The organism is Acidimicrobiia bacterium (assembly GCA_036271555.1).
In the GTDB taxonomy this organism is placed as follows: Bacteria; Actinomycetota; Acidimicrobiia; order IMCC26256; family PALSA-610; genus DATBAK01.
In genome coordinates this window covers 80,979-106,940 of sequence record DATBAK010000087.1, presented here as the reverse complement: position 1 = coordinate 106,940, position 25,962 = coordinate 80,979, and the positions used below count along the sequence as shown (strand labels likewise).

The window sequence follows — 25,962 nt, the reverse complement described above, 5'->3', positions numbered from 1 at the left end:
CCCGCGCCGCGCACGGTGTCAGCCACCTCGGTGGGCAGCGGCACGGACGCGCCGGGGAAGGCGACGCTCAAGGTGCCGTGTTGCGTGGCCCCTTCGGCCGCGGGCGCGCCACTCTCGACGAGCATCCCTTGCATCAGGTTCATGCCCGGGCTGCCGAGGAAGTGCGCCACGAACGAGTTGGCCGGCCGCGCGTAGAGCGACTCGGGCGTGGCCACCTGCTGCAGTTTCCCTTCGCTCATGACGGCGATGCGGTCGCCCATCGTCATGGCCTCCACCTGATCGTGGGTGACGTAGAGCGTGGTGGTCGACAGCCGCGCTTGCAGCTCCACGATGTCGGCCCGGGTCTGCACGCGCAGGGCGGCATCGAGATTCGACAGCGGCTCGTCCATGAGGAACACGAGGGGCTCGCGCACGATGGCCCGGGCCAGCGCCACCCGTTGCCGCTGGCCGCCCGAGAGCTGACCGGGCTTGCGGTCGAGCAGCGTGGACAGGCCCAACGTGTCGGCGGCCCGCTTCACCTTGGCGGCGCGCTCCTCCTTCTCGACGCCGCGTTGGCGGAGCGGGAACTCGATGTTCTTCGACACCGTCAGGTGCGGGTAGAGCGCATAGCTCTGGAAGACCATGGCGACGTCGCGGTCCTTGGGGTCGACGTCGTTCACCACGCGCTCGCCGATGGAGACGGCGCCGGCGGTCACGTCTTCAAGGCCGGCCACCATGCGCAGCGCAGTCGTCTTGCCGCAACCCGACGAGCCCAGCAGCACCAGGAGCTCGCCGTCGGAGACGTGCAGGGTGAGGTCGTCGACGGCGGTGGTGTCGCCGAACCGCTTGGTGACGCCGTCGAAGCTGACCTGTGCCAACGTGTCTCCTTGGGGCGGCCCGCCTGCGGCCACGCATCATCAGTTCTCGCACGGTAGCGACTCGGCGCAGCGGCGTCACGAATACCTGCTGGTCCCCGGTTCCGGCACGCCCGCCGGCACCTGCTGCGGCACGCGCGCCGGCTCAGCTGGCGGGGATCTTCCACCCCATCGACTCGGCGATCTCCTTGCAGGTCGGGCACAGGCCGTAGCGCTTGGGATCACGGCCGGGCACCCATTCCTTGCCGCAGAGGGCCCGTACGGCGGTCCCGTTGACGATGCCTTCGACCACGCTGGGGCCGGCGGAGACGTACTTGCCCTTCTTCCTGCCCTTGGTCGGTCGGTACCCCTCCAGGACGATGTGGGCCATCCGGTCGTGGTCGCCGTCCTCGAGGTCGGGATCCGGCCGGGCCGGGGCCAGGGTGGTGCCACCCGCCGGACCGGTGTTCGGGGCTGTCTCGGTGCCGCTCACGGCTTCAGCGTACGTCCTGGGATGGCCGCCCCGCCGCCCCGCCGGGCCTCCGACCAGGGGTGGGACACCGTCCGGAATAACGGCGCCCCCTCCTATGCTGGAACACCAACAATTACATGATTACAGCAGTCCGAACAGGGACGGACCGCTCGGGAATGACATTCCCGCCCAGATGGTTGACCAGTCAGATGAATTTGGAAGCCGAAGGGAACCCGATGACAAACGAGAATGTGACACTCCCATTGCTCCCCCTCACATCAGGGGTCGTGCTGCCCGGGATGGTGTTCACCATGGCCCTCGAGTCCGATGAGGCCCGGGCCGCGGTCGACTCCGCCCGCTCCGCCGGGGGCCGTCTGCTCCTGGTGCCCCACATCGAAGGTCGTTTCGCCGCCGTCGGCGTGATCGCCGAGGTGATGGAGGAGGGCGAGCTGCCCGGCGGCCTGGCCGCCGTGGCCATCCGTGGTGACCGTCGCGCCGTCATCGGCACCGGGGTCCCCGGCACCGGCGACGCCCTCTGGGTCGAGGCCGAGCCGCTGGACGAGCCCGAGCCGACCCCGGCCGCCAACGAGTTGGCCCGTGAGTACCGCGCCGTGCTCGAGAACATCTTGCACAGCCGGGGTGCCGGCCGTATCGCGGCACAGCTCCGTGACATCCACGAGCCCAGCCGTCTGGCCGACATGTCGGGGTACTCACCCGACCTCTCGCTCACGCAGAAGGTCGAGGTGCTCGAGACGCGCGACATCGAAGCGCGCCTCCGCCTGGTCCTCGGCTGGGCCCGCGACACGCTGGCCGACCTCACCTTGCGCGAGAAGATCAAGACCGACGTCGAAGAGGGCATGGAGAAGACCCAGCGCGAGTTCCTCTTGCGCCGCCAGCTCGATGCCATCCGCAAGGAGCTCAACGGCCTCAGCGGCGAGAGCGGCGACGAGGACCCCGACGACTACCGGGCCAAGATCGAGGCGCGTGAGCTCCCCGAGCACGTCCGGAAGGCGGTCGAGCGCGAGGTCGACAAGCTCGAGCGCACCAGCGACCAGAGCCCCGAGACGGGCTGGATCCGCACCTGGCTCGACACCGTGCTCGAGATCCCCTGGGGCACCGAGTCCGAAGACCGGCTCGATATCCCCGAGGCGTCGCGCATCCTGGAGGCCGACCACGACGGTCTGGCTGACGTGAAGGAGCGCATCCTCGAGCACCTCGCCGTGCGCAAGCTCCAGGCCGAGCGCGGCCTGGCGCCGGTGGACGGGCGCGGCTCGGGGGCCATCCTGGCCCTCGTCGGGCCTCCGGGCGTCGGCAAGACGTCGCTCGGCGAGTCCGTGGCCAACGCCCTCGGACGCAAGTTCGTCCGCGTCTCGCTCGGCGGGGTGCGTGACGAGGCCGAGATCCGTGGCCACCGCCGCACGTACGTCGGCGCGCTGCCTGGCCGCATCGTGCGCGCGATCAGCGAGGCGCGTTCGATGAACCCGGTCGTGCTGCTCGACGAGGTCGACAAGGTGGGCTCCGACTACCGCGGCGACCCGGCGGCGGCCCTGCTCGAGGTCCTCGACCCCGCGCAGAACCACACGTTCCGCGACCACTACCTCGAGGTCGACCTCGACCTCTCGGACGTGCTGTTCCTTGCGACCGCGAACGTGCTCGACACGATCCCGGGCCCGCTGCTGGACCGCATGGAGCTCGTGCAGCTCGACGGGTACACCGAGGACGAGAAGGTCGCGATCGCGCGCAATCACCTGCTCCCGCGTCAGCGCGAGCGGAACGGGCTGCGCGACGACGAGCTCGACGTCACCGACGACGCGTTGCGGACGATCATCGCCGGCTACACGCGTGAAGCGGGCGTGCGGAACCTCGAGCGTCAGCTCGGGACCGTCGCGCGGAAGGCCGCGCGTCGGGTCGCCGAACACGAAGCCGACGCCGACAGTGAGCCGGTCGTCGTCGACGAGTCGGGACTTCGCGACGCGCTCGGCCGGGTGAAGTTCCGTGCCGAGGACGCGAGCCGTGCGCCGGTGCCCGGTCTCGCGACCGGACTCGCGGTCACGGGTGCCGGTGGCGACGTGCTCACCATCGAGGCGACCGCGATGGACGGCGAGCCCGGACTCAAGGTCACGGGGCAGCTCGGCGCGGTCATGGCCGAGTCGGCCGAGATCGCGCTGTCGTTCGTGCGGGCGCACCGTGAGGAGCTCGGCATCGACGCGTCGGCGTTCGAGCAGCGGCGCTTCCACGTGCACGTGCCCGCAGGTGCGGTCCCCAAGGACGGCCCGTCGGCCGGCATCACGATGACGACCGCGCTCGCGAGCCTGCTCAGCGGGCGTCCGGTGCGACCGAACGTCGGCATGACCGGCGAGGTGACGCTGCAGGGTCGCGTGCTGCCGATCGGCGGGCTCAAGCAGAAGGTGCTCGCCGCGCACCGCGCCGGCCTCACCGACGTCGTGATCCCGATCGACAACGAAGGCGATCTCGACGACGTCCCCGAAGCGGTGCGCGATGTGATGCACTTCCACCCGGTGTCCGACGTGCGCGACGTGCTCACGATCGCGCTCGAGGAGCCGGTCCGGGAGGACGTGGCGGCATGACGGTGGCTTTTCACGCGGTCGAAGGCGCGAGCGAATGAGCATCGAGCACGTGCGTGCACGTGATCGGATGCACACGGAGATCGACTGGCTCGACTCGTGGCACTCGTTCTCCTTCGGCGGTCACCACGACCCGGCGAACACCCACCACGGACTCCTGCTCGTGAACAACGACGACCGCGTCGTCGCGGGCGGTGGCTTCGGTACACACGGCCACCGCGACATGGAGATCGTGACGTGGGTGCTCGACGGCGCGCTGCGGCATCGCGACAGCACGGGTACCGACGACGTGATCGCGCCGGGGCTCGCGCAGCGCATGAGCGCGGGCGCGGGAATCCAGCACTCGGAGATGAACGCGAGCGCGACCGAGCCCGTGCACTTCGTGCAGATGTGGGTGCCGCCGGACCGGGGCGGTGTCGCGCCCGGCTACGAGCAGCGCGATGTCGGCGACCGGCTCGCAGCGGGCGGGTTGTTCCCGCTCGCGTCGGGCGGGCGCGCCGCCGATGCCGCGATCACGATCCACCAGGCCGACGCCACGCTCTGGGTCGCGCGCCTGGGAGCCGGCGAGACGGCGACGGTTCCGGACGCGCCCTTCGTCCACGTCTTCGTCGCCCGTGGCTCGGCGACCTTCGCAGGCGCGGGCTCGTCCGAGGCCCTGGCCGTCGCCGAAGGCGACGCCCTCCGCCTCGCCAGCGGCGGAGCGGGCTCCCTGGCGGCCGGTCCCGACGGCGCCGAGGCCCTGATCTGGGAGACCTACTCGACCGTCGCGTGAGCGCCCTCAAGGGCCTCTGACCAGGGTCGATAGAGGAAGGAGATCCCCGGATCTCCTGGAGTCCTCTGGTGCATCGTCGTCTCGGCGTCGTGTCGCGTTTCGCCGTTCTCAGCGCGGTTCTGATCTGCGCGCTCGGCATCGTGCTTGCCCGCAGCGTCGGCAACGCGATCACGAACCGCAACCTCGCGAGCGCGCGGCAGACCGCGGTGCTCGCGGCGCGGCTCGCGGTGCAGCCGCGGCTGAACTCGGGGGAGCTCGCGAACGGGCTGACGCCCATCGACATCGGCTACATGAACAACGCGCTCGAAGCCGGCTTCCAGAACCACGACATCGCGCGCATCAAGATCTGGAACCGCGACCTGCGGGTCGTGTACTCGGACGACGCGAGTCTGATCGGCCGGCGGTTCCCGACCGACGACGACGTGCGCGAGGCGCTCGAGGGCGAGACCGCGTCGGACGTCAGCAATCTGTCCGAGGACGAGAACACACAGGACCGCGGCTCGGGCGCCCGGCTGCTCGAGGTGTACACGCCGTTGCGGTTCGACGCGGGTGACAAGCCCGAAGGCGCGTTCGAGATCTACCTGCCGTACGCGCCGATCGCGCAGGGGATCCACGAGGACGTGCTGCACCTCTGGGTGATCATCATCGCCGGGCTCGGTCTGCTGTACCTCGCGCTGTTCCGGATCGTGCAGAGCGCGTCGCGTCGCCTTCGCAAAGAGCTGCGCCGCAACGAGCATCTCGCCGCGCACGATCCGCTCACCGATCTCGTGAACCGCGCGCGCTTCGACGAGCTGACGACCGAGGCGTTGCGCGAAGTCGAGTCGCGCCGCGGGCACGTCGCCGTGTTGCTCGTCGACGTCGATCGCTTCAAGGACGTCAACGACGTGCTCGGCCACGCCTGTGGCGACATCGTGCTCCAGGAACTCGGGCGCCGGTTGCAGGACGCGATCCCCGGTGCGACCGTGGCGCGACTCGGCGGCGACGAGTTCGCCGTGTTGCTGCGGACCGTCACCGCCGCGCCCGCGGCGCTCGATGCCGCGCAGCGCGCGCTGTCGGTGTTCCGCCGGCCGATCACCGTCGACGGCCTGCCGGTCGAGCTCGATGCGAGCATCGGGGTGGCGGTCGCGCCCGCGCACGGCACGACTGCGGCCGCGCTCATGCAGCGCGCCGACATCGCGATGTACGTCGCCAAGCGCACGCACAGCGGCGCGGAGCTCTTCGCGATCGACCAGGACAGCAGCAGTCGGACGCGGCTCACGATGCTCGGCGAGCTGCGCCACGCGATCGAGACCGGCGAGCTGGTGCTCTACTACCAGCCGCAGCTCGAGCTGCGCACGGGCGCGATCCGTGGCTTCGAGGCGCTCGTGCGCTGGAACCATCCGGTGCGCGGGGTGCTCGCGCCGGCCGAGTTCCTGCCGCTCGCGGAGCACACCGGTCTCGTTCGCCCGCTCACGCGGCGCGTGCTCGAGCTCGCCGCGCGACAGAGCGCGGCGTGGCGCGCCGACGGAGTCGCGCTCCCGATCTCGGTCAACCTGTCGGCGTCGAACCTGCACGACACCGAGCTCCCGAAGCTCGTGCGCCTGCTGCTCGAGGCGCACCGGCTCCCGAACGACGCGTTCAACTTCGAGATCACCGAGAGCACGATCATGCACGACTCGGTACGCGCGGTCGAGGTCGTCAAGAGCCTCCGCGCGCTCGGCGCGCGCATCTCGATCGACGATTTCGGCACCGGGTACTCCTCGTTTGCGTACCTGCAGCAGCTCGCGGTCGACGAGATCAAGGTCGACATGTCGTTCGTCCTCGAAATGGTCGACAACGCCGACGACGCGACGATCGTGCGCACGACGATCGCGCTCGGTCACAGCCTGCGGCTCGAGGTCGTCGCCGAGGGCGTCGAGACCTCCGAGGCCCTCGTGATGCTGCGGGAGATGGGCTGCGATCTCGCGCAGGGCTACTGGCTCAGCCGGCCGCTGCCCGCGGTGGAAGCGCTCGAATGGCTGCGCCGCCACGGCCGCGGTGTGGCCGCGCCCGAGCGCTGGTTCTCGAAGACCCGCTGACACTCGGGCGCGCTCTCAGAGCCGCAGGCGCGTGCGTGACGCGGCCGCGTTCTGTGTAGACCCGAGGAGTTGGCCGTCGGGCTCGAACACGTTGAACGTGCAGCCGTCGGAGGGTGGTGCGCCGGCCTCGTCGGTGGATCAGATGATGGTGGTACGGGGCACACGAGCACGAGGTTCGCGACGTTCGTCTCGCCGCCGATCGTCCACATCACGACGTGATGGATGTCGGACCAGCTCGCGCGCCGGTCGCACCCGTCAGGCGGAAGCCGTCGAGCGCGAGCCCCGCGTCCAAGTCGTGCAACGCGGCGTCGCACAACCCGTCGACTTCGACGCCGACCAGCCGATTCACCGCCGCGCTCAGCCTCTCCAGCACCTGATCATCGCATCCGAACATACGTTCGTGAATCAAGAGAAAAGTCAATGTTCATCGCATGGAATCGCGCTGCGATTGGTGACTCTTGTCGCCTTCTTCGGCGCGCCGGAGCGCCACGATTTCGAGGCGTTGGCTACCGTGAAGGCGTGGCGAAGCGCACGAAGATGCCGACCGGCGTGCAGCCGCCTCCGATGCCCGCCTACGGCCAGCCGATGTTGCGACTTCAACGCGACGCACCAGGTGCGCGCTGGGCGCGGTTGGCGCTCCGCGTGGTCGTCGTCGGAGGCCTGGTCGCGATGACGATCGAGTTGGTCGCCCGGCTCGTTCACTGATCGCTCGAAGCACGGCTCGGCGGTGGCTGGGTTGGACCTGAGCCGCTACGCACAACCCATACGAATCGGGTAGAGAAGGGCGGTGCCGCGCGCCCCTCGCGTTCCTCGCGATCTGAAGCCGATGCTCGCGATGCCCACGGACGCGCCTCCGACCGGCGACGGGTGGGCGTGGGAGATGAAGTGGGATGGCGTGCGCGCGCTCGCGAGCGTCGAGGACGCGCAGCTGCGGCTCGTCAACCGGCGCGGGCTCGACATCACGCGCCGGTATCCGGAGCTGCACGCGCTCGGTGACGCGCTGCGCGGCACCGACACCGTCCTCGACGCCGAGCTCGTGATCTTCGACGGACCGCGTCCCGACTTCCAACTCATGCAGCGACGCATGCACGTCGACGCCCCGCGCGACATCGCGCGCCTCAGCGAAGCGCTGCCCGCGGTGCTCGTGCTGTTCGACCTGCTCTGGCTCGACGGTCATTCGACGATCGCGCTGCCGTACTCCGAGCGCCGGCGGTTCCTGCTCGGGCTCGGGCTCACGGGGAGCGCCTGGCAGACGCCGCCGCACGAAGTCGGCGACGGCTCGGCGACGCGCGCGGTCGTCGAGCAGTTCGCGCTCGAGGGACTGATGGCGAAGCGACTCGACTCGGTCTACGAGCCGGGGCGACGCGCGCGCACGTGGTTGAAGTGGAAGCTCCAGCTGCGCCAAGAGCTGGTCGTCGGCGGATGGATGCCCGGGCTCGCCGGGCGCGCGGGGCAGCTCGGATCGCTGCTCGTCGGCTACTACGACGGCCCGACGCTGACCTACGCCGGCCGCGTCGGCACCGGCTTCTCGCAGGCCGAGCTCACGCGGCTCGGCGCGCAGCTCGAGCCGCTCCGCCGCGCGTCGAGCCCGTTCACAGCCGGCGCGGTGCCCAAGGGTGCCGTGTTCGCCGAGCCCCGGCTCGTCGTCGAGGTGCGGTTCACGGAATGGACGTCCGGCGGCTCCATTCGCCAGCCCGCGTACCTCGGAGCGCGCGACGACAAAGACCCCGCGACGGTCGTGCGCGAGACGTAGCGCTACGTGCGCGACGCCCGGTCGGCCGCGTACTCGGGATGGCTCGCGTCGACGATGGCGAGGGCCGCGGTCAGGTGCGAGAGGTGCGTGAGGCCCTGCGGGAAGTTGCCGAGCAGCTCGCCGGTGCGCGGGTCGTACTCCTCGGAGAAGAGGCCGAGGTCGTTGCTCGCCGCCATCGCGCGGTCGAACGCTTCGCGCGCGCGGTCGATGCGGCCCTGGTGTGCCAGACACTCCGCGTACCAGAACGTGCACGCGACGAACGGCGCCTCGCCGCCCCCGACACCGTCGAGGCCGCTTTCGGTGGAGTAGCGCAGCACGAGACCATCGCGAGTCAGACGCTCGCCGATCGCGTCGACCGTTCGCACCATGCGCTCGTCGTCCCAGGGAACGAAGTCGAACGCGGGGAGCAGGAGCAACGAGGCGTCGAGCTCGGTCGACCCGAACGCCTGCACGAACGTGCCCATCTTCTTGCTGTAGCCGCGCCGGTCGATCGTGGCGCGCAGCTCGTCGCGCGCGGCGCGCCACTTGCGCGTCGGTGCGCGGCGCATGCTCTCGCGTGCGAGGTCGAGGCCGCGCTGCAATGCGACCCAGCACATCGCCTTCGACTGCACGAAGTGCCGTGGCTTGCCCCGCATCTCCCACATTCCCGCGTCGGGCTGGGTCCAGATCTCCGCGGCCCGGTTCACGAGGCTGCAGAGGAACCGCCAGTAGTCGTCGTCGGGCGATTGGCCCCGCTCGTGCCAGCGCCAGGCGAGGTCGAGGAGCTCGCCGTACACGTCGAACTGATGCTGGGTCGCGGCGCCGTTGCCGACGCGCACCGGGCGCGAGCCGCGGTAGCCGTCGAGGTCGAGCTCGATCTCGGTGAGCCGGCGCTCGCCGCCCACGCCGTACATGATCTGCAACGACTCGGCCGAGCCCGCGGCGCTCCGCTCGACGAACCGGCGGAAGCCGTCGGCCTCGTCCTCGGCCCCGATCTCGGCGAGCGAGCGCACCGTGAAGTGCGAGTCGCGAATCCACGTGAACCGGTAGTCCCAGTTCCGCGTGCCGCCGACGCGCTCGGGGAGCGACGTGGTGGGCGCGGCCGCGACCGCACCCGTCGGCGCGTAGGTGAGCGCCTTCAGCACGATCGCGGAGCGGCGCGCGCCGGCCGCCTCGGCGACGTCGCGCCGCGCGATGTTGCGCGCCCACGCGTGCCACCACGCGATCGTCTCGTCGAGGCGACGGTCGAGCTCGGTCGCGCGCTCGCGCCGCGGGATGTCGACATCGATCTCCTCGGGTTTGTACGACGTGATCGCGAGGCGGAGCCGCTCGCCCGCCTCGATCGAGACGGTCCCCGCGATGTCGTGCTCGTGCATGCGCGCGAGCTCGTGATCGCACTGGACGAGGATCGCGTCGTTGCCGCCGATCGCGGTGAAGATGCCGGGCGCGTGTCGCCGCACCCACGGTCGCACCTCGCCGTAATCGAACCGCGGGCAGACCTCGACCTGGACGCGCATCTGGCCGCGTGTCACCTCGAGGATGCGCAGCAGCTGTTGACGCGGTTCGGTGGCGCCGCCGCGCCGCATCGCGAAGCAGTCGAAGAGGCGACCTTCCGCGCCGCGCGTGCGGAACTGCGTCTCGAGCACGAGCGAGTCGTCGACGTAGTTGCGCTGGATCTCGTGATCGGCCGTCGGCCGGATCCAGCAGAACCCACCGCGCTCCCAGTCGAGGATGCGGCCGAACATGCTGCCGACGTCGAGGCGCGGCATGCAGCACCAGTCGATGCTGCCGGCCCGCGAGACCAGCGCGACCGAGTGGCAGTCGGAGAGGAACGCGTATTCACCGATCGAGGGATACGGATCGCGGCTCACGAGCGTTGGTCTATACCCGCGCTACCCGGGTGGCGCTGGATGGGCCGGTCCACGATACGGTCGGGATGCCTCGGTGGGACTGATCCCGAAGGCCTTCGGGAAGGACGGTGCCGTGCTCGACCAACCCCGCGTCCTCGACGCGAACCCAGTCGGCGACCTCGACGCGTACCTGGCGATCGGCGGTGGTCGCGGGCTCGATGCCGCGCGCCGCCTCGGTGTCGCGGGCGTCATCGACGAGGTCGACGCTTCGGGACTGCGCGGCCGCGGCGGTGCCGGGTTCCCGACCGGTCGGAAGTGGCGCACGGTCGCGTCGTACGAAGCCCCCGACGAGCCGGCGGTCGTCGTCGTCAACGGGGCCGAAGGCGAGCCCGGGTCGTTCAAGGACCGGGCGCTCATTCGCGCCAACCCGTACCGCGTCGTCGAGGGCGCGCTGATCGCGGCCGACGCGGTCGCGGCCGAGCGCATCGTGATCGCGACGAAGGCGTCGTTCACGCGCGAGGTCGAGCGCTTGCAGCGCGCCGTCGCCGAGATCGTCGCCGCGGGATGGGCGAAGGATGTCGAGATCACCGTGCACGCCGGTCCGAGCGCGTACCTCTACGGCGAGGAGACCGCGCTGCTCGAGGTGCTCGACGGGCGCGGTCCGTTCCCGCGCATCGCGCCGCCGTGGCGACGGGGGATCGACGACGTCCCGCTCCATCCGGGCGGGCACGTCGAGTGGTCCGCGGCCGTGGAGATGGCGGCGCCCGACGAGGATCTGCCGGTCGCGCCGGCGCTCGTCGACAACGTCGAGACGATGGCGAACCTCCCGGCCATCCTCGCGGAAGGCGCGGACTGGTTCCGCGAGGTCGGCACCGACGAGTCGCCGGGCACGATCGTGTGCACGATCACGGGCCGCACGAAGCGCGCGGGCGTCGCGGAGGTCGCGATGGGAACGACGCTCGCGGAGATCATCGAGCAGATCGGCGGGGGCGCGCTCGACGGACGGTCGCTCGTTGCCGCGGTGTCGGGTGTTGCGAACCCGATCGTGCTCGCGTCGCAGTTCGACACACCGCTCACGTACGAGGCGATGCGCGACATCGGGTCGGGTCTCGGCACCGCCGGTTTCATCGTCTTCGACGATGCGACCGACATGGTCGCGGTCGCGCAGGCGGTCTCTCGCTTCCTCGCGGTCGAGTCGTGTGGTCAGTGCACGCCGTGCAAGCTCGACGGCGTCGCGATCAGCGGCGCGCTCGACCGGTTGCGCGCGTCGGAGGCGCACGACGACGACCTTGCGCTCGTCGACCGCCGGCTCGCGAGCGTCGCGTTCGGCGCGCGCTGCAATCTCGCGACCCAGCAGCAGGTCGTCGTGGGCAGCATCCGCGAGCAGTTCGCGGACGCGTTCGCCGCGCACGCGGCGGTCGACGTGCCCGGCGCACCGCAGGAGCTGATCGCCGAGCTCGTCGACATCGCGGGCGATGTCGCGACGTACGACCAGCACCACCGCGAGAAGCAGCCCGACTGGACCTTCGACGCCGTCGACTCCGGCCAGCTCCCGGTCGACCGCTTCTAGCGCCCCTCCCTCATCTCAGTGGTACTGCGTTGCCGGCGTATAGCCGGGCAACGCAGTACCACAGGACCGGCGGGAGTCCCGCGCGCGACGATGACCGGCGTGGAGGAGACGCGGGTCGATCGCTGGCTCTGGTCGGTGCGGATCTTCAAGTCGCGCTCGGAGGCGACCGACGCGTGCCGGGGCGGCCACGTGCGGGTGAACGACCGACCCGCCAAGCCCGCGGCGACCGTGCGGGTCGGGGATCGCGTGAGCGCGCGAGCCCACGGTCGTGATCGGGTGCTCGAGGTCGCGCGCGTGATCGACCGCCGCGTCGGCGCGCCGATCGCCGCGGAGTGTCTCGTCGACCACAGTCCTCCGCCACCGACGCGTGAGGAACGTGACCCGTTCTTCGTGCGGGATCCGTCGAGCGGGCGACCGACGAAGCGCGAGCGCCGTCAGATCGATCGCATCCGTCACCGGTGACGCACGCTCACTTCGCGGCTTGGAGTTGCTTCCACTCGTGCTCGTCGGCCGGCACGATCGAGCGCCCGATCGCGGCCAGCGTCGCGCTCGGCGCGCGAGCGGTCACCAACACGGTGGTCGAGCCGAAGTGTCGCTCCGCGCTCACGAACCCGAGCTCCGCGTTCTGTGACGCGCGCTGCAGCCCGGCGACGAACTCGTCGATCGTGGCTGCGCCCGAGCTCAACCGGTACGCAAGCACATACGTCCAGCGGTTGCCGGGAGCGACGAGGTCGACTTCGAGCGGTGCGCTCCGGGTTTGCCGGGGGAGCGGCGGTGCGCTCGCCGTCCGCTTCCAGCCGGCGGGCAACGCGGTGGACGGAATCGACGGCGCGTGTCCCGACCGCACGGAGCGGGCGATGCGCGCGAGCTGCGTGTCGGTGAGGCCGCGCGCCGCGACGTAGTACGCGGTGTCCTCTTCGAGATCCGACTCCCAGAACAGCGTCGTGTACGGGCCGAAATGATGGAGGTGTCCGTAGCCGGACGCGCGCCGGTCGGAGCGCAGACTCGGGCACTGCTCGTTCTGGTCGCCGGTCGCCACCGCAGGCCCGAGCCCCGGGACCGAGCAGTCGCCGGTCTCGCCGAGCGGCATCGCGTCGTCGCCGCCGCTGACGCCGGCGAGCAGCGCGGGCCCGTTCGCGGCGACGGTTCCGCCCGGCGCGTACAAGCCGTTGGTGACGGCCGGCGGCCGGTAGCGCGCCGCGGACGCGCTCGCGACCTTCCACCCGCGCGGCAGCGGTTTCGGAACGAACCAACCGTCGCCTCTCGACACCGGCCCGCGCCGCGCCGCGTCGTGCGTCGACGCGCACGCGCCGCAAAACGCGACGAGCGCGCACAGCGCCGCCACCCACCGTCGCCCCATCCGACCAGCATGCCCGACCGAACGAAGCGCGCCGCCGCGCGCAGCCCGGCGCCCCCCGGTATGCCGCTTCTTCTTCGACAGACGCGAGAAACGGCATACCAGCTGCGGGGCACGCGAACCGATCGGCCGGCCGCCGGTTACAGATCGAGCGCCGGCGTGAACACCGAAGCGTTTTCGAGGCCGAGGAGGTAGCGCTTGCGATCCATGCCGCCGCCGTAACCGGTGAGGCTGCGGTCGCTGCCGATCACGCGGTGGCACGGGACGATGATCGCGATCGGGTTGCGACCGTTGGCCTGACCGACGGCGCGCACCGCGTTCGGGCGACCGACCGAGCGCGCGATCTCGCCGTAGCTCGTCGTCTCGCCGTACGGGATCGTGCGCAACGCGTCCCACACCGCGAGCTGGAACGGCGTGCCCTGCGGCGCGAGCGGAACGTCGAACTCGCGGCGCGTGCCGGCGAAGTACTCGTCGAGCTCGCGCAGCGTGTCGGCGATCACGCCGTCGGCTGCCTCGACGCGGACGACCTCGGCGGCGCGCACGCGCGGTGACCACTCGCCGAACTCGAGTCGGCAGAGCCGGCCGTCGTCGTCGGCCGCGAGGGTGAGCGCGCCGACCGGGCTCTCGGGGATGAGGTAGGTGTGCATCGTCGTGTCCTCTTCTCAAGCGGGCTGGGCGACGGGCTGGGCGGTAGGCAGGTGACTGATCTCGTGATCGAGCGCGCCCCACAGGTACTGCACCGCGTACGAGCGCCACGGGCGCCAACGGTCGGCGTGCGCGAGCAGCGCCGGCGCGTCGGTCGGCAGATCGAGCAGGCGCGCCGCGGTCACGATGCCGAGATCACCGGCGAGGAACGCGTCGGGATCGCCGGCCGCGCGCATCGCGATCGTGGCCGCGGTCCACGGGCCGATGCCGGGCAACGCGACGAGCCGGTCCACCAGCTCGGCGCGGTCGCAGCTCTCGTCGATCACGAGACTGCCGTCGGCGAGCGCGCTCGCGACCGTGCGCACCGTGCGCGCGCGAGACGCGGGCATCGCGAGCGCGGCCGCGTCGCAGTCGGCGATCGCGGCGGCGTCGGGGAAGCAGTGTGTGAGCCCGCCGTCGGGCGACACGAGCGGTTCTCCACACGCGAGCACGAGTCGCGCCGCGTGCGTGCGCGCGCTGCGCGTCGAGACCTGCTGGCCGAGCACCGCGCGGATCGCGAGCTCCGCGGGGTCGACACTGCGCGGGACCCGGCGACCGGGTGCCTTCGAGACGAGCGGCGCGAGCGACTCGTCGAGCGAGAGATGCGCGTCGACCGCGACGGGGTCGGCGTCGAGGTCGAGCAGGCGGCGGCAGCGGTTCACGGCCGCCGTGAGGTCGCGCAGATCGGCGAGCCGCAGTCGGCAGCGCACGTGATCGACGGCGGGAACCAGCTCGACGATGCCGTGCCCGTGCGGCAGCCGCAACGACCGCCGGTACTTGCTCGGTCGCGCGCGCTCCGTTCGCACTCCGTGACGCGCGGTGGGACCGGCGGAGCTCGCGTGCTCGCCGCTCGCCGCGTCGACGTCGGCCGCGTACTCCTCGACCCCCGGGATCATCGTGGCGACGAGGTGCGCGAGCACGCCTTCGGCGTTGAACGGCTCGCGCAGCGGGAGTCGCAGATCGATCGCACCGGCGATCGGACCCGTGCCGCGGTCACGTTTCCGTGCGCGGACGCGCAGGTCGCTCGGCGTCGTCGCGAACACTTCTTGAACCGTCGCGTTGAACTGCCGCACGCTCTGGAAGCCCGCGCCCCACGCGACCGACGAGAAATCGAGCGCGGTCGTCTCGATCAGCACGCGCGCGGTCTGCGCGCGCTGCGCACGCGCGAGGGCAAGGGGACCGGCGCCGACTTCGGCCTTCAGCTGGCGCTGGAGTTGGCGCACGCCATAGCCGAGCCGGTTCGCGAGCCCGGCCACGCCTTCGCGGTCGACGACGCCGTCGCGGATACAACGCATCGCGCGGGCAACGAGGTCGGCGCGCACGTCCCACTCGGGCGAGCCGGGGCTCGCGTCGGGCCGGCAGCGCTTGCAGGCGCGGAAACCCGCCTCCTGTGCGGCCGCGGCCGTCGGCAGGAACCGGACGTTCTGCGGCTTCGGCAGCATCGCCGGGCAGCTCGGCCGGCAGTAGATGCCGGTCGAGGTCACACACGTGACGAACCACCCGTCGAAGCGGGAGTCCTTGCTCTGCAGCGCCCGATAGCAGCGGTCGAAGTCGTCGATCACCCGTCCATGGAACCACGTCGGAGTCTGGGTGTCTGGCGGAAATACGACACCGACGCCGGGTGCTCGACGGCGCCGCGCGACGGCCGCCAAACTGGTTGTGGCCCGCGCCGCGCGGGCGCTGTCCTCACACCGGTCGGGGCCCGCGCACATGATGCTGAGCTGGAGTCAGGCGGCGTGGCTGGCGGTGATCCTGACCCTCGCGGGGTGGCTCATCCGGCCGCGCGGCCGACGCGGGCTCGTCATCGCGACGGCCGCGTTCCGCGAGACCGCGCTCGTCCTTGCGCTGTTCTCGATCTGGCAGCTCGCGGGCCGGCTCGCGCTGCTGAAGGTCCAGAGCGCGCGCGGACACGCGCTGTTCGTCTGGCACGTCGAGCGCGCGCTGCACCTGCCGAGCGAGGTGACGGTGCAGCGCTGGTTCCTGCCCCATCCGTCCGTGATCAAGCTCTTCAACGTCTATTACGCGACGGTCCACTTCCCGGCGCTGATCATCTTCCTCGTGTGGATGTTCTTCCGGCACCGACCGCACTATCCGGCGGTGCGCAACACGGTCGCGATCCTCACCGCGGCGTGCCTGCTGATCCAGCTGATCCCGGTCGCGCCGCCGCGTATGTTCGAGAACCTCGGCTTCGTCGACACCGCGTTGCACTACGGACAGTCGGTGTACGGAGCCGCGGGCAGCGGCTTCGCCGATCAGCTCTCGGCGATGCCATCGGTGCACGTCGCGTGGGCGGTGCTCGAAGCCGTGTTCGTGATCTCGATCAGTCCGAGCAAGTGGCGCTGGCTCGTGCTCGTGCACACGACGCTCACGATCCTGATCGTCACCGTGACCGCGAACCACTGGTGGCTCGACGGCATCGTTGCGTCGATCCTGCTCGGGATGGCGATCGTGGTCGAGCGCTGGAGCCGCGCCGCGGTCGTGCACGTGCGCGACCGCCTGGCCGCGGAACCGGCGCCGGAGCTCGTCGGCGCGGGCGCATCGGGAGGGGAGTGACGGTCGCGACGTGGGCGCCGGCCGAGTACGAGGACGCGGCGCGCGCGGAGATCGACCGCATGGCGGACGCGGTGCGCGCATCGGATCTCGCGGCGCGCGTCCCGAGCTGTCCGGACTGGAACGTCGCCGAGCTGGTCGCGCACGTCGGACGGATACATCGTTGGGCCGCGCGGATGGTGCGCGACCGCGCGTCCGAGCGGCTCGATCCGCGCTCGTTCGATCTCGAGTTGCCGGCCGACGCGACCGACGCCCGGGCCTACGGCGAGTGGCTCGCCGCGGGCGGGGACCTGCTCGGCGACGCGTTCGCGGCGACCGACCCCGACGCCGACGTGTGGTCGTGGGGTGCCGACCAGCACGCGCGGTTCTGGTCGCGTCGGATGCTGCACGAGACCTGCGTGCATCGCGTCGACGCCGACCTCGCGTGCGGTCAGGAAACGACCGTCGATGCTCGAATCGCGGCCGACGGCATCGGGGAGCTGCTCGCGAACATCCCGACCGCGCGGTACTTCCGACCGCGGGTCGCCGAGCTGCGCGGTGAGGGCGAGTCGATCGCGCTGCGGAGCCGCGATCGCGACGAGGGCTGGCACATCCGTCTCCGGGCCGACGGGTTCGAATGGGAGCCGGTCGTCGCGTCCGGGGCGACGGTTACGGTGACGGCGCCGACCGAGACGCTGTTGCTCGTGCTCTACGGCCGTCGTCCGGCGACCGCGACCGATCTCGAAGGTGACGACGCGCTGCTCGCGCGCTGGCTGGAGGCATCCAAGCTGTGACGGGACGTTTGGACGGCAAGGTCGCGGTCGTCACGGGCGCGGGCGGCGGGCTGGGTGCGGCGATGTGCGTGCGGTTCGCGGAAGAGGGCGCGACCGTGGTCTGCCAGGACCTCGACGGCGACGCCGCGCAGCGGACGGTCGACGCGGTCGCGGCCGCGGGTGGTACCGCGTCGGCGTGGGCGTGCGACGTCTCCGACAGCGCCGCGATCGACGCGATGTTCACCGACGCGCAGACCCGGCACGGCGTCGTGAACGTGCTCGTGAACTGCGCAGGTGTCGATCGCACACCGGGTGACGGCTCGCGCGATGGCAACACGGGCTCCGATGTTCAGGTCGCGCACATGAGCGACGCGGGCTGGCAACGCATGCTCGACATCCATCTCAACGGCGCGTTCTTCTGCACGCGCGCGTTCGTGGACCGGTTGCTCGAGGCCGAGCAGGGCGGCTCGATGATCTGTATCTCGAGCATCGCGGGACTCGCAGGTTGGGGACCGGTGCACTACGCGACCGCGAAGGCGGGACTGCTCGGACTCGTGCGCAGCGTCGCGCGCTTCTGCGGACCGCGCGGCATTCGCGCGAACGCGATCTGTCCGGGCGTCATCGACACGCCGATGAGCGCGTCGGTCGCGCCGCAGATGATCGCGGGGCTGAAGATGCTCACGCCGCTCGGCCGCATCGGCGAGGCGGCCGACGTCGCCGCGGCTGCGGTGTACCTCGCGAGCGACGAGAGCAGCTTCGTCACCGGCGAGACGATCTCACCGAACGGTGGGCTCGTCATCTACTGAGAGGCGGACGCGGCTGCGCGCGGTCGCGGCGTGAGAAGCTGCGGCGATGGTCGCGCCGGCGCGTTCGGAGTCCCGCGCCGGCCCTCCTGACGACGTCGTGATCCCGCCCGCACCGCTGCCGCGCGCGTTGATCGTGGGCGTCACCGCGATCCTGGCGATCGTCGCGGGCTTCGGCCTCGTCGGACTCGCTCTCGCGGTCGTGGGAGTGTTCCTTCCGCTGCTCGTCGTGCCGCTCGGTGTCGCGGCCGCGTGGCTGTTGTTCCGCGCCGCGCAACCGATGCGTGTGCCGACCGTCGGCGGGCGCGCGTCGGCGCTCACCGCGAGCGGAGCGGTCGTCATCGCGGTCGCGGCGCTGCTCGACAACTTGCGCGACGGTGCGCAACACCTGCTGATCGATCGCGACCCCGGCGCGTACGTGAACACGGGGCGCTGGCTGGCCTCGCACCACGGCCTCGTGTTCGACGCCGCGACCGGGCCGTTCGCGACGACGAGCGGCCTCCGCTACAACACGCCCGGCCTGTACGGCGACGGGACGTCGATGCATTTCCAGTTCTCGCACCTGCTGGGCGTGCTGCTCGCGGAGGCGCACTGGGTCGGTGGCGACCGGCTGATGCTCGCGCTGCCCGCCATCCTGGGTGCGGCGTCGCTCGTGGTGTTCTACGCGCTCGTGTGCCGGTACGTGCGGCCAGTGCTCGCGCTGCTCGCGACGGCGGCGCTCGCGGTGAACGTCGTGCAACTGCACTTCACGCGCGACGCGTACTCCGAGGTCGTCGTGCAACTCGTCGCGTTCGGCAGCCTGTGGGTGCTCGGCCTCGGCGATCTGCGACCGCACGGCGGCGGACGGACGCGCGCGGTCTTCGCCGGCGTGCTGCTCGGCACGATCGTCGCGGCGCGCATCGACGGGCCGCTCTACGTCGTCGCGATCCCCGTGTTGTTCGCGCTCGCGGCGGCGCGGCGACGAACGAGCGTCGGCGACTCCGACGACGGCGTGCGCTTCGATGTCGTGGTGCCCTTCGTGTGCGCGGCGACCGCGGTCGCGGCGCTCGGCATCCTCGACGTCGCGCTGCGGGTGCCCGAGTACCTCGGTGAGCCCGGGTGGCGCGTCGCGGCCGAGTACATCGGCATCGTCGTCGTGTCCGTGGTCGCGATCGTGTTCGGCCGGCGCGCCGACCGCTGGCGCGGGTGGTTCGCGCGCGTGCCGCGCCTGCCCGCGATCCTCGGGGGCGCGTTCAGCGTCCTGCTCCTCGGTCTCTGGCTCGTGCGCCCGTACGTCGATCATCCGCGCGGCAAGCCGATTGGCCTCGTCGGGTCGATCCAGGCCGCGCACCACCTCACCGTCGACCGCAGTCAGCGTTACTTCCAGGACGCGATGCGCTGGCACGCGTGGTATCTCGGTCCGTTCGCGCTCGCGGCGGGCGTGCTCGGAGTCGGACTGTTCGTCCGCGAGACGCTGCGAAGGGGCACGATCGCGCACTGGGCGTTGGCGGCGGGCTTCGGCGTGGTCGCGACGATCTACCTCTGGAACGCGTCGATCACGCCGGACCAGCTCTGGGCGATGCGCCGGTTCGTGCCCATCGTGATTCCGGGCTTCCTGCTGTTCGCCGTCGTCGCGCTCGAGTTTCTACTGCACCGCGCGGGACGAGTGGGTGTCGGTGCCACCGTGCTGCTCGCGATCGCGTTCGTCGCGTGGCCGCTCTCGGCGACGCTGCCCGTGCGCGACGAGGTCACAGAGCCCGGCATGCTCGACGCGGTGCACGCGACGTGCCGCGCGCTCGGTCCGCACGCGGCGGTCGTGATGCTGAACGGTCCGACGCAGCTGTATCGCCAGGCGCCGCAGGCCTTGCGCGGGTTCTGCGGGGTGCCGGTCGCGGTGCGGACGAACGCGTTCGACGACACGCGTCTCGCCGAGCTCGCGCGCCGGTGGCGCGCCGACGGCCGTGTGCTCTACGTCGTCGCCGACTCACCGGCGCGCGTCACGCGCACGCTCCCGAACGCGCGGCCGCAGGTCGTGGCGACCGTGACGAGCGACCATCTGCTCGACCAGACCGTCGACCGGCCGCCGCGCACGTACGTGCACGCGCGCGACCAGTTCGTGATCGCGGCCGTGCCGCTCGCTCAGTCGTAGGCCATCGTCGACACGCGCACCGGGCGGAAGCGGAGCGCGAGACCGCTCGCGGCCGTGGTGACGAGCCCGCCGACGACCGGCAGCGCGACGACGAGCATCGCGACCACAGCCCAGGGGAAGACGAGCGGTCGCGTCGAGTTGTCGGCGGTGACGAACACGACGACGGGCAGGAAGCCGATCGGGATCGCGAGCAGCGCCCCCATCACCGTCTGGAGCGCAGCCTTGTAGCCGTTCGCGCGACGCATCACCGCGGGCGCGGCACCGACGACGGTGAGCACGTCGCGCTCGTCGCGTGTCTCCGCCGCTGACAGCGCGAGGTTGACGGCCACGACGAACAACACCATCACCAGCGAGATGCCGACGAGCGCCCACTGCACGAGCAGGGGATCGAGGCCGCCGGGTGGTGTGTAGTCGACGACGCTCGAGGGTGAGACGTCGTCGAGCGAGTTGAGCCGCGTGCGCTGCACCGCGGTCAAGTTGTGCGGTGAGCGGAGCACGACCGGGCCCGGCACCGCGTGCATGCCGAGCCGCGTCGCGAGCGCGGGCGTGACGAGGAGTCGCGGCATCGCACCGATGCGCGCGTGCACCGCGTCGACCAAGGGCACGGAGAACCGGCGCGTGCGCGTGCCGGGCGCCGCATTCGCGTGAACGTCGAGGCTGATCACCGCGTGCCCGTCGCCCTTCCCGATCGGGAACGACTCGTCGCCGAGATACAGCGCACCGCTGTGGGCGAGCTTCGCGCGCTCGTCGCCGCCGAGCGCGTAGTCGTCGATCACCGCGGGTGTCACGATCACGGTCGGCACACCGACGATCGGCGACTCGCTGCTCAGGAGCGTTCCGTTCTCGTCCGCCTGGGCGTGGTCGAACGCGAACGACCGGATCGTCCAGGTGACGCCCGTACGTGCCGGCATGTTCGTGCGCAGCACGCTCGTTTCCTTGGGGAGGATGTGGCGGGCCTTGGCGACGAACGCGGCGGTCGGGGCGTTCGTCCCCGTGGCGCCGAAGGAGACCAACTGGGCCTCGTCGGCGCGCACGTAGTCGGCGCCCCGCTCGCGTTCGAGGTGTGCGGAGAGCACGAGCGACGTCGCCGCGATCGCGAGCGCACTGGTTGCCGCGATCGCCGACACGACCGCGCTGGTGCGCGTGCGCTGGCGCGCGAGGCTGCGCACCGCGATCCGGCTGGAGCCCTGTGCTCGCCCCGCGAGCGGGCCGAGCACGCTCACGTATGCGGGTGCGACCGCGCACGCGCCGAGCAGTACCGCGACACCACCGATGATGGCGGTGATGATCCACACCTGCGAGTTGCCCGTGATGTCGGCGCTCCCACGGCTGCCGATCACCGCGAGGGCGAGCAGCGCGAGACCGCCCGCCGCCGCGAGTGCGCCCGCGAGCGGCAGCCAACGCGGGACGCGACCGAGTGGTCGTCGGCCTGCGAGCGCGGCGAGCACGGGGACGCGGCTCGTGGTGCGCGCGGGAAGCAGCGCGGCGATCGTTGCCGTGATCACACCGAGCAGGAAGATCGGCGCGACGTCGCCGCCCGAGATCGTCCACGGGTGCACGCTGTGGTGGAAGATCGCGGAGGCGTGGGACGTGAGCGCGACGAGCGCGAGTGCGCCGAGCCCGAAGCCGCCGATCGCACCGATCAGTCCCGTCCACGTGCCCTGGAGGAAGAGCACGCGCCGCAGCGTCGTCGGAGGCGCACCGTTCGCCGCGAGCTGGCCGAGCGTCACCAGTTGCCGGCGCGCGCCCATCGCGAACGCGGACGCGATCACAATGCCCGCGACGGTGAGCACGAGCGCGCCGATCACCCAACTCCAGCGCACCTTGCGCTGCGTGTCGGCGGCGCCGTAGTCGACGTGGCGGCCGAGCGCGGGGGAGAGCTCGAGCCCCACGTCGCTCTCGGTGACGCGACTGCTGACCGGCACGAGCGCGCGTGGATCCGTTCCCGGCGCGACCTTCACGAGGATCTGACCGACACCGAGTTTCGGCGCCTTCCACGGCAACACCGTGCCCGGTGGCACGATCATCGACGACTGGCCCCAGGCCTCGGAGTACTCGCCGACGCCCGTGACGACGAAGGTCTGTCGGGCCGGTGCCGTGAGGCGCAGCGTCTGACCGGCGTGGACGTGCAGCGCGTGCGCGGTCGTGCGGGTGAGCAACACCTCGCCTGGGCGCGCCGGCATCCGGCCCGACATCAACTGCACGATCCCGTTCGTGATCGGGTCACGCAGCGGGATGTGCGAGACCTCGACCGCGGTGTCGGCGCCGCCCGCGACGCGCATCACCTGAGGGTCGGCGAACTCGTGGATCGCGACCGTGTGGGTGCCGGCCGGGAGCTCGGCGCGCAGCGTCGCGACCTGTTGCGGTGTGCTCGCGCTGAACAGCGCGTCGGCTTCGCCCCACTCCGAATGCCAGAGCTGGGCCTGGGTCAGATGGTTGGTGCGCACCATCGCGTCGGCGACGAACATGCCCGCGACCGGCACCGCGACGAGGAGGGCGACGAGCAGCGTGCGCCCCGGGCGGCGCAGCACCTCGCGCCGTGCCAAGCGGGTCGCGAGCCGGTACCCGGTCGCCGGGCTGGGGCCGCGATCGCTCATCGCGCACCCGCCGGCATCGCGGTCGCCGACGGCTCGGCGGGTGCGGACGCGATCGACGTGATCCGTCCGTCGCGCATCGACACGATGCGATCGGCCCACGCTGCGTACCGCGGCTCGTGGGTCACGAGCACGACCGCGGTGTCGCGCTCGGCGGGAAGGTTCGCGAGCAGCTCGATCACCGAGTCGCCGGTCGCGGTGTCGAGCGATCCGGTCGGCTCGTCGGCGAGGATCAGCCGTCGCGTTCCGACGACCGCGCGCGCGATCGCGATGCGCTGCTGCTGACCGCCCGAGAAGTCGTCGGGATAGCGCTCGAGGCTCTGCGTGAGCCCGACCGCGTGGAGCGCGTCCGTCGCCTGCTCGCGCGCCGTGCGCCGCCCGACTCCGTCGAGCTCGAGCGGCAGGATCACGTTCTCGAGCGCGGTGAGCCCGGCGACGAGGTTGAGGCGCTGGAACACGTAGCCGACGTCGCGCCGGCGCAGTGATGCGCGCTCCGGCGCGGTCATCGTGTGCACGTCGCGTCCGTCGACGAGGACGCGTCCGGCCGACGGATCTTCGAGCCCGCCCGCGAGGTGCAGCAGCGTCGATTTGCCGCAGCCCGACGGGCCGCGCACCGCGACGAACTCGCGCGGTGCGATCGCGAGTGAGACGTCGGTGAGCGCGCGCACTTCGTTCGGCCCGGCGCCGTAGCTCTTCACGACGTCGACCAGCTCGAGGATCGGGATCATGACCGTTCCTTCCGTGAGGATCGGGTGCGACGAGTCGGTGCCCCGTCGTTGGCGGCGACGGAATCGGACTCGCGCGTCCGTACGCGGGCGCGCTTCGGCGTGACGCGCTCCTCGCAGAGATCGAGCCAGCGCAGGTCGGCTTCCGCGCGCACGATCAGCGCGTCGCGCACGAGCGCGTCGACGACGGGGTCGGCGCTCTTCGCGCCGCGCCGCGTCATCGCGCGCCGATGCTGTTGGAGCAGCATGAGCAGCGAGTCGCGCTGGTGGGTGATCACCTCGATCGCGTGCTCGCGGTCGTGCGCGATCGCGATCAGCACCTTCACCATCAGCTCGTCGCGCGGCGGCGGGTCGTCGCTCGGCACGCTCTCCCACCACGAGCCGAGCTCCTTCGAACCGGCCGCGGTGATCTCGTACGAGCGCTGGCCGTCGTGCTCCTTGGAGACGACGAAGCCGTCGCGCTCGAGCCGGTCGAGGGTCGCGTAGACCTGCCCGACGTTCAGCGACCACATCCCGCCGGTCGCGCTCTCGAAGCCCGTCTTCAGCTGGTAGCCGTACGCCGGCTCCCGCTCCAGCAGGGCGAGCAGTCCCTCACGAACGCCCATCCGACCCCCTCGGTATGCATTCGCAGTATGCATACCCGGAGAGCACAGGTCAAGGCTCGACTACGAGAATCCGGGCGGCGCGGTGAAGCCGCCGAAGATCTCCTCGGCGATGCGCGCGCCCGCGATCGCGTCGCGGTCGCGCAGGTAGCCGCCCACCATCTGCATGCCGACGGGCAGGCCGGCTTCGGTGCGCCCGATCGGGGGCACGGCCGACGGATGACCGGTGATGCCGACGAGCCCGGCCCACGACACGAGCTCCGGGTACGAACGGGTCTCGCCGTTCACCTGCACCTGCCGGGTCATGAAGTCACCGGCCTGGTCGTGCGGGAACGCGGGGACGCTCAAGACCGGGCAGAGCAGGAGGTCGTGGTCGTCGAACCATTCCGACCAGACGCGCCGGACCTCGGCGCGCTGCGCTTCGAGTTGCAGCCACGCGCGATGGCTGCCCGACAGCGCGTCCTGGAGCTCCGGTTCGAGCGACACCGAGATCGCGGGGAGGATCATCGCGTTGAACAGCGTGACCTGCTCCGTGAAGTCGATCGGCGGGTGCGAGTCGTCGACGTGCGCGCCCGCGTCGGCGAGCCGATCCGCCGCCGCGCCGAGGAGTGCGCGGTACTCGCGGTCAACCGGCGCGCCGGGATGGTCGAACCACGTACCGACGCGCAGACCCTTCACCGAGTCGAACCGCGCTCGCGGGAGCTCGAGTCGCCACGCGGCGGCCTGCTCGGGAAGCGGTCCGGCGAGCACGTCGAGCAGCAGGTCGAGATCGGCGGCACTGCGCGCGATCGGGCCGAACACGTTGATGTCGGCGTCGGTCGTGCCCCCACCGACGTGGTCGAGGTAGCCGCGCTGCGGGATCACGCCGAAGCTGGGCTTCAACCCGAACGTGCCGCAGCAATGCGATGGAATACGGACCGAGCCACCGATGTCGGTGCCGATCTCGAAGCTCGTGAAGCCGCTCGCGACCGATGCCGCGGCGCCGCCCGAGGAACCGCCGGGCACGCGCGCCGTGTCCCACGGGTTGTTCGTCGTCCCGAAGATCTCGTTGTACGTCTGGAAGTCGCCCGACCAGCGCGGCACGTTCGTCTTCCCGAACACGACCGCGCCCGCGCGCTTCACGCGCGCGACGGCTTCGGCGTCGGTCGCGGGCACGTGGTCGCGCAGCTCGACCGCGCCGCCCGTCGACCGGATACCGGCAGTCTCGATCGCGTCCTTGATGGTCACCGGCAGCCCGTGCAGCGGACCGACGTCGTCGCCGCGCGCGATCGCGGCATCGGCGCGGTCGGCGTCGGCGCGCGCGCGGTCGACGTCGAGGGTGACGACCGCGTTGACCGGTCCGTTCAACCGCTCGATGCGCGCGACGAACAGATCGAGCAGCTCGCGGCTCGAGATCTCCTTCGCCCGGATCGCGCGCGCAAGGTCGGATGCAGAGGTGAAAGCCGTATCCATGGCTTCATGCTCGCACGGTGAACCGCTCGCGCGCCCGCTGCGTAATCACTCTCCGTCGGCACGCAGGATGTCGCTCGGAGATGGGGAAACGATGCGTCGCGTACTCAGCCTGGTCAGTGCCTTCGTTCTCGCCGGCGTGCTCGTGAGCGCGTGTGGCAGCTCCGGCTCGAAGGGTGCGAGCGGACCGAGCGTCACGCTGCACGCGAAGAACTTCGCGTACTCGCCCATGGTCGTGACGATGGCAAAGGGCAAGGTCACGTTCGTCGTCGCCAACACGGGCAGCGTCGAGCACAACCTCACCGTGCCGGGCATGCACATCGACAAGGACGTCGAAGCGGGCAAGACCGACTCGGTCACGGTGACCGCGAAGCCGGGCGCGTACCCCTTCCACTGCGAATACCACCCGACGCAGATGCACGGGACGATCACGATCACGAGCTGACG

The 25,962-nt window shown here is 71.2% G+C and carries 23 protein-coding genes; 12 read left to right on the top strand and 11 right to left on the bottom strand.

Translation table 11 applies throughout. The features are described 5' to 3' along the window. Positions 1-857, bottom strand: an 857-nt coding sequence (locus tag VH914_20585; GenBank protein ID HEX4493612.1) for an ABC transporter ATP-binding protein, incomplete at its 3' end; no start/stop codon positions are given. A 142-nt stretch (positions 858-999) separates the two neighbouring features. Continuing rightward, positions 1,000-1,326, bottom strand: coding sequence for a DUF3039 domain-containing protein (locus VH914_20580; protein ID HEX4493611.1), 327 nt, complete (start codon positions 1,324-1,326; stop codon positions 1,000-1,002). A gap of 215 nt (positions 1,327-1,541) precedes the next feature. Between VH914_20580 and lon the strand changes: the two genes are divergently transcribed. The 3 genes from lon (at position 1,542) to VH914_20565 (ending at position 6,719) form a co-directional block, all read left to right on the top strand. Further along, positions 1,542-3,893 (top strand): endopeptidase La, encoded by a 2,352-nt coding sequence (lon, locus tag VH914_20575; GenBank protein ID HEX4493610.1) that lies wholly within the window; start codon positions 1,542-1,544, stop codon positions 3,891-3,893. A 34-nt stretch (positions 3,894-3,927) separates the two neighbouring features. Further along, positions 3,928-4,662: a pirin family protein gene (locus tag VH914_20570; GenBank protein ID HEX4493609.1), complete on the top strand. Its 735-nt coding sequence runs from the start codon at positions 3,928-3,930 to the stop codon at positions 4,660-4,662. Between the two features lie 68 nt (positions 4,663-4,730). Next, a complete protein-coding gene (locus tag VH914_20565) occupies positions 4,731-6,719 on the top strand; it encodes an EAL domain-containing protein (GenBank protein ID HEX4493608.1) in 1,989 nt (662 codons plus the stop codon). Between the two features lie 208 nt (positions 6,720-6,927). On the opposite strand, the gene VH914_20560 is transcribed toward VH914_20565, so the two are convergent. Continuing rightward, a complete protein-coding gene (locus VH914_20560) occupies positions 6,928-7,068 on the bottom strand; it encodes a hypothetical protein (GenBank protein HEX4493607.1) in 141 nt (46 codons plus the stop codon). 170 nt (positions 7,069-7,238) lie between these two features. Between VH914_20560 and VH914_20555 the strand changes: the two genes are divergently transcribed. After that, positions 7,239-7,424, top strand: coding sequence for a hypothetical protein (locus VH914_20555; protein HEX4493606.1), 186 nt, complete (start codon positions 7,239-7,241; stop codon positions 7,422-7,424). Positions 7,425-7,554: 130 nt separating this feature from the next. Then, positions 7,555-8,472 (top strand): non-homologous end-joining DNA ligase, encoded by a 918-nt coding sequence (ligD, locus tag VH914_20550; GenBank protein HEX4493605.1) that lies wholly within the window; start codon positions 7,555-7,557, stop codon positions 8,470-8,472. Positions 8,473-8,474: 2 nt separating this feature from the next. Here ligD and VH914_20545 read toward each other — a convergent pair whose 3' ends face one another. Continuing rightward, positions 8,475-10,322 carry a glycoside hydrolase family 15 protein gene (locus VH914_20545; protein HEX4493604.1) on the bottom strand — a complete coding sequence of 616 codons (1,848 nt, stop codon included), beginning with the start codon at positions 10,320-10,322 and terminating at the stop codon, positions 8,475-8,477. A gap of 73 nt (positions 10,323-10,395) precedes the next feature. Here VH914_20545 and VH914_20540 point away from each other — a divergent pair, with 73 nt between their 5' ends. After that, positions 10,396-11,871 (top strand): NADH-ubiquinone oxidoreductase-F iron-sulfur binding region domain-containing protein, encoded by a 1,476-nt coding sequence (locus VH914_20540; GenBank protein ID HEX4493603.1) that lies wholly within the window; start codon positions 10,396-10,398, stop codon positions 11,869-11,871. A 90-nt stretch (positions 11,872-11,961) separates the two neighbouring features. Further along, positions 11,962-12,333: an RNA-binding S4 domain-containing protein gene (locus VH914_20535; protein HEX4493602.1), complete on the top strand. Its 372-nt coding sequence runs from the start codon at positions 11,962-11,964 to the stop codon at positions 12,331-12,333. A gap of 7 nt (positions 12,334-12,340) precedes the next feature. On the opposite strand, the gene VH914_20530 is transcribed toward VH914_20535, so the two are convergent. The 3 genes from VH914_20530 to VH914_20520 all read right to left on the bottom strand — a co-directional run bounded on the left by VH914_20530 (position 12,341) and on the right by VH914_20520 (position 15,474). Further along, the gene (locus VH914_20530; GenBank protein ID HEX4493601.1) at positions 12,341-13,231 is read right to left on the bottom strand and encodes a hypothetical protein; all 891 of its coding nucleotides are present in this window, start codon (positions 13,229-13,231) and stop codon (positions 12,341-12,343) included. 137 nt (positions 13,232-13,368) lie between these two features. Continuing rightward, positions 13,369-13,875 carry a methylated-DNA--[protein]-cysteine S-methyltransferase gene (locus tag VH914_20525; protein HEX4493600.1) on the bottom strand — a complete coding sequence of 169 codons (507 nt, stop codon included), beginning with the start codon at positions 13,873-13,875 and terminating at the stop codon, positions 13,369-13,371. Between the two features lie 15 nt (positions 13,876-13,890). Beyond that, on the bottom strand, positions 13,891-15,474 hold the full coding sequence (locus tag VH914_20520; protein HEX4493599.1) for an Ada metal-binding domain-containing protein: 1,584 nt from the start codon (positions 15,472-15,474) through the stop codon (positions 13,891-13,893). 148 nt (positions 15,475-15,622) lie between these two features. Between VH914_20520 and VH914_20515 the strand changes: the two genes are divergently transcribed. The 4 genes from VH914_20515 to VH914_20500 are packed head-to-tail and all read left to right on the top strand — an operon-like array spanning position 15,623 to position 20,145. Continuing rightward, entirely contained in the window at positions 15,623-16,465 is an 843-nt protein-coding gene (locus VH914_20515) for a phosphatase PAP2 family protein (protein ID HEX4493598.1), read from the top strand. After that, on the top strand, positions 16,462-17,235 hold the full coding sequence (locus VH914_20510) for a maleylpyruvate isomerase family mycothiol-dependent enzyme (protein ID HEX4493597.1): 774 nt from the start codon (positions 16,462-16,464) through the stop codon (positions 17,233-17,235). Before VH914_20515 ends, VH914_20510 begins: the two co-directional genes overlap by 4 nt. Next, positions 17,232-18,020, top strand: a complete 789-nt coding sequence (locus VH914_20505; protein HEX4493596.1) for an SDR family oxidoreductase — start codon at positions 17,232-17,234, stop codon at positions 18,018-18,020. The genes VH914_20510 and VH914_20505 overlap by 4 nt, the downstream gene beginning before the upstream one ends. Before the next feature lie 46 nt (positions 18,021-18,066). Then, positions 18,067-20,145 (top strand): hypothetical protein, encoded by a 2,079-nt coding sequence (locus VH914_20500; protein ID HEX4493595.1) that lies wholly within the window; start codon positions 18,067-18,069, stop codon positions 20,143-20,145. On the opposite strand, the gene VH914_20495 is transcribed toward VH914_20500, so the two are convergent. The 4 genes from VH914_20495 to VH914_20480 are packed head-to-tail and all read right to left on the bottom strand — an operon-like array spanning position 20,136 to position 25,518. Then, positions 20,136-22,742: an FtsX-like permease family protein gene (locus VH914_20495; protein ID HEX4493594.1), complete on the bottom strand. Its 2,607-nt coding sequence runs from the start codon at positions 22,740-22,742 to the stop codon at positions 20,136-20,138. The genes VH914_20500 and VH914_20495 overlap by 10 nt on opposite strands. Further along, positions 22,739-23,467 (bottom strand): ABC transporter ATP-binding protein, encoded by a 729-nt coding sequence (locus VH914_20490; protein HEX4493593.1) that lies wholly within the window; start codon positions 23,465-23,467, stop codon positions 22,739-22,741. The genes VH914_20495 and VH914_20490 overlap by 4 nt, the downstream gene beginning before the upstream one ends. Continuing rightward, positions 23,464-24,069, bottom strand: a complete 606-nt coding sequence (locus tag VH914_20485; protein HEX4493592.1) for a PadR family transcriptional regulator — start codon at positions 24,067-24,069, stop codon at positions 23,464-23,466. Before VH914_20485 ends, VH914_20490 begins: the two co-directional genes overlap by 4 nt. Before the next feature lie 60 nt (positions 24,070-24,129). Next, a complete protein-coding gene (locus VH914_20480) occupies positions 24,130-25,518 on the bottom strand; it encodes an amidase family protein (protein ID HEX4493591.1) in 1,389 nt (462 codons plus the stop codon). A 91-nt stretch (positions 25,519-25,609) separates the two neighbouring features. On the opposite strand from VH914_20480, the gene VH914_20475 reads away from it, so the two are divergent. Continuing rightward, positions 25,610-25,960: a cupredoxin domain-containing protein gene (locus VH914_20475; GenBank protein HEX4493590.1), complete on the top strand. Its 351-nt coding sequence runs from the start codon at positions 25,610-25,612 to the stop codon at positions 25,958-25,960. Positions 25,961-25,962: the final 2 nt, after the last annotated feature.

Coding starts and splice junctions, on each gene's coding strand:
- lon (HEX4493610.1), top strand. CDS start 1,542: ATGACAAACGAGAATGTGACACTCCCATTGCTCCCCCTCACATCAGGG.
- VH914_20570 (HEX4493609.1), top strand. CDS start 3,928: ATGAGCATCGAGCACGTGCGTGCACGTGATCGGATGCACACGGAGATC.
- ligD (HEX4493605.1), top strand. CDS start 7,555: ATGCCCACGGACGCGCCTCCGACCGGCGACGGGTGGGCGTGGGAGATG.
- VH914_20535 (HEX4493602.1), top strand. CDS start 11,962: ATGACCGGCGTGGAGGAGACGCGGGTCGATCGCTGGCTCTGGTCGGTG.
- VH914_20530 (HEX4493601.1), bottom strand. CDS start 13,231: ATGGGGCGACGGTGGGTGGCGGCGCTGTGCGCGCTCGTCGCGTTTTGC.
- VH914_20525 (HEX4493600.1), bottom strand. CDS start 13,875: ATGCACACCTACCTCATCCCCGAGAGCCCGGTCGGCGCGCTCACCCTC.
- VH914_20515 (HEX4493598.1), top strand. CDS start 15,623: ATGATGCTGAGCTGGAGTCAGGCGGCGTGGCTGGCGGTGATCCTGACC.
- VH914_20500 (HEX4493595.1), top strand. CDS start 18,067: ATGGTCGCGCCGGCGCGTTCGGAGTCCCGCGCCGGCCCTCCTGACGAC.
- VH914_20495 (HEX4493594.1), bottom strand. CDS start 22,742: ATGAGCGATCGCGGCCCCAGCCCGGCGACCGGGTACCGGCTCGCGACC.
- VH914_20490 (HEX4493593.1), bottom strand. CDS start 23,467: ATGATCCCGATCCTCGAGCTGGTCGACGTCGTGAAGAGCTACGGCGCC.
- VH914_20485 (HEX4493592.1), bottom strand. CDS start 24,069: ATGGGCGTTCGTGAGGGACTGCTCGCCCTGCTGGAGCGGGAGCCGGCG.
- VH914_20480 (HEX4493591.1), bottom strand. CDS start 25,518: ATGGATACGGCTTTCACCTCTGCATCCGACCTTGCGCGCGCGATCCGG.
- VH914_20475 (HEX4493590.1), top strand. CDS start 25,610: ATGCGTCGCGTACTCAGCCTGGTCAGTGCCTTCGTTCTCGCCGGCGTG.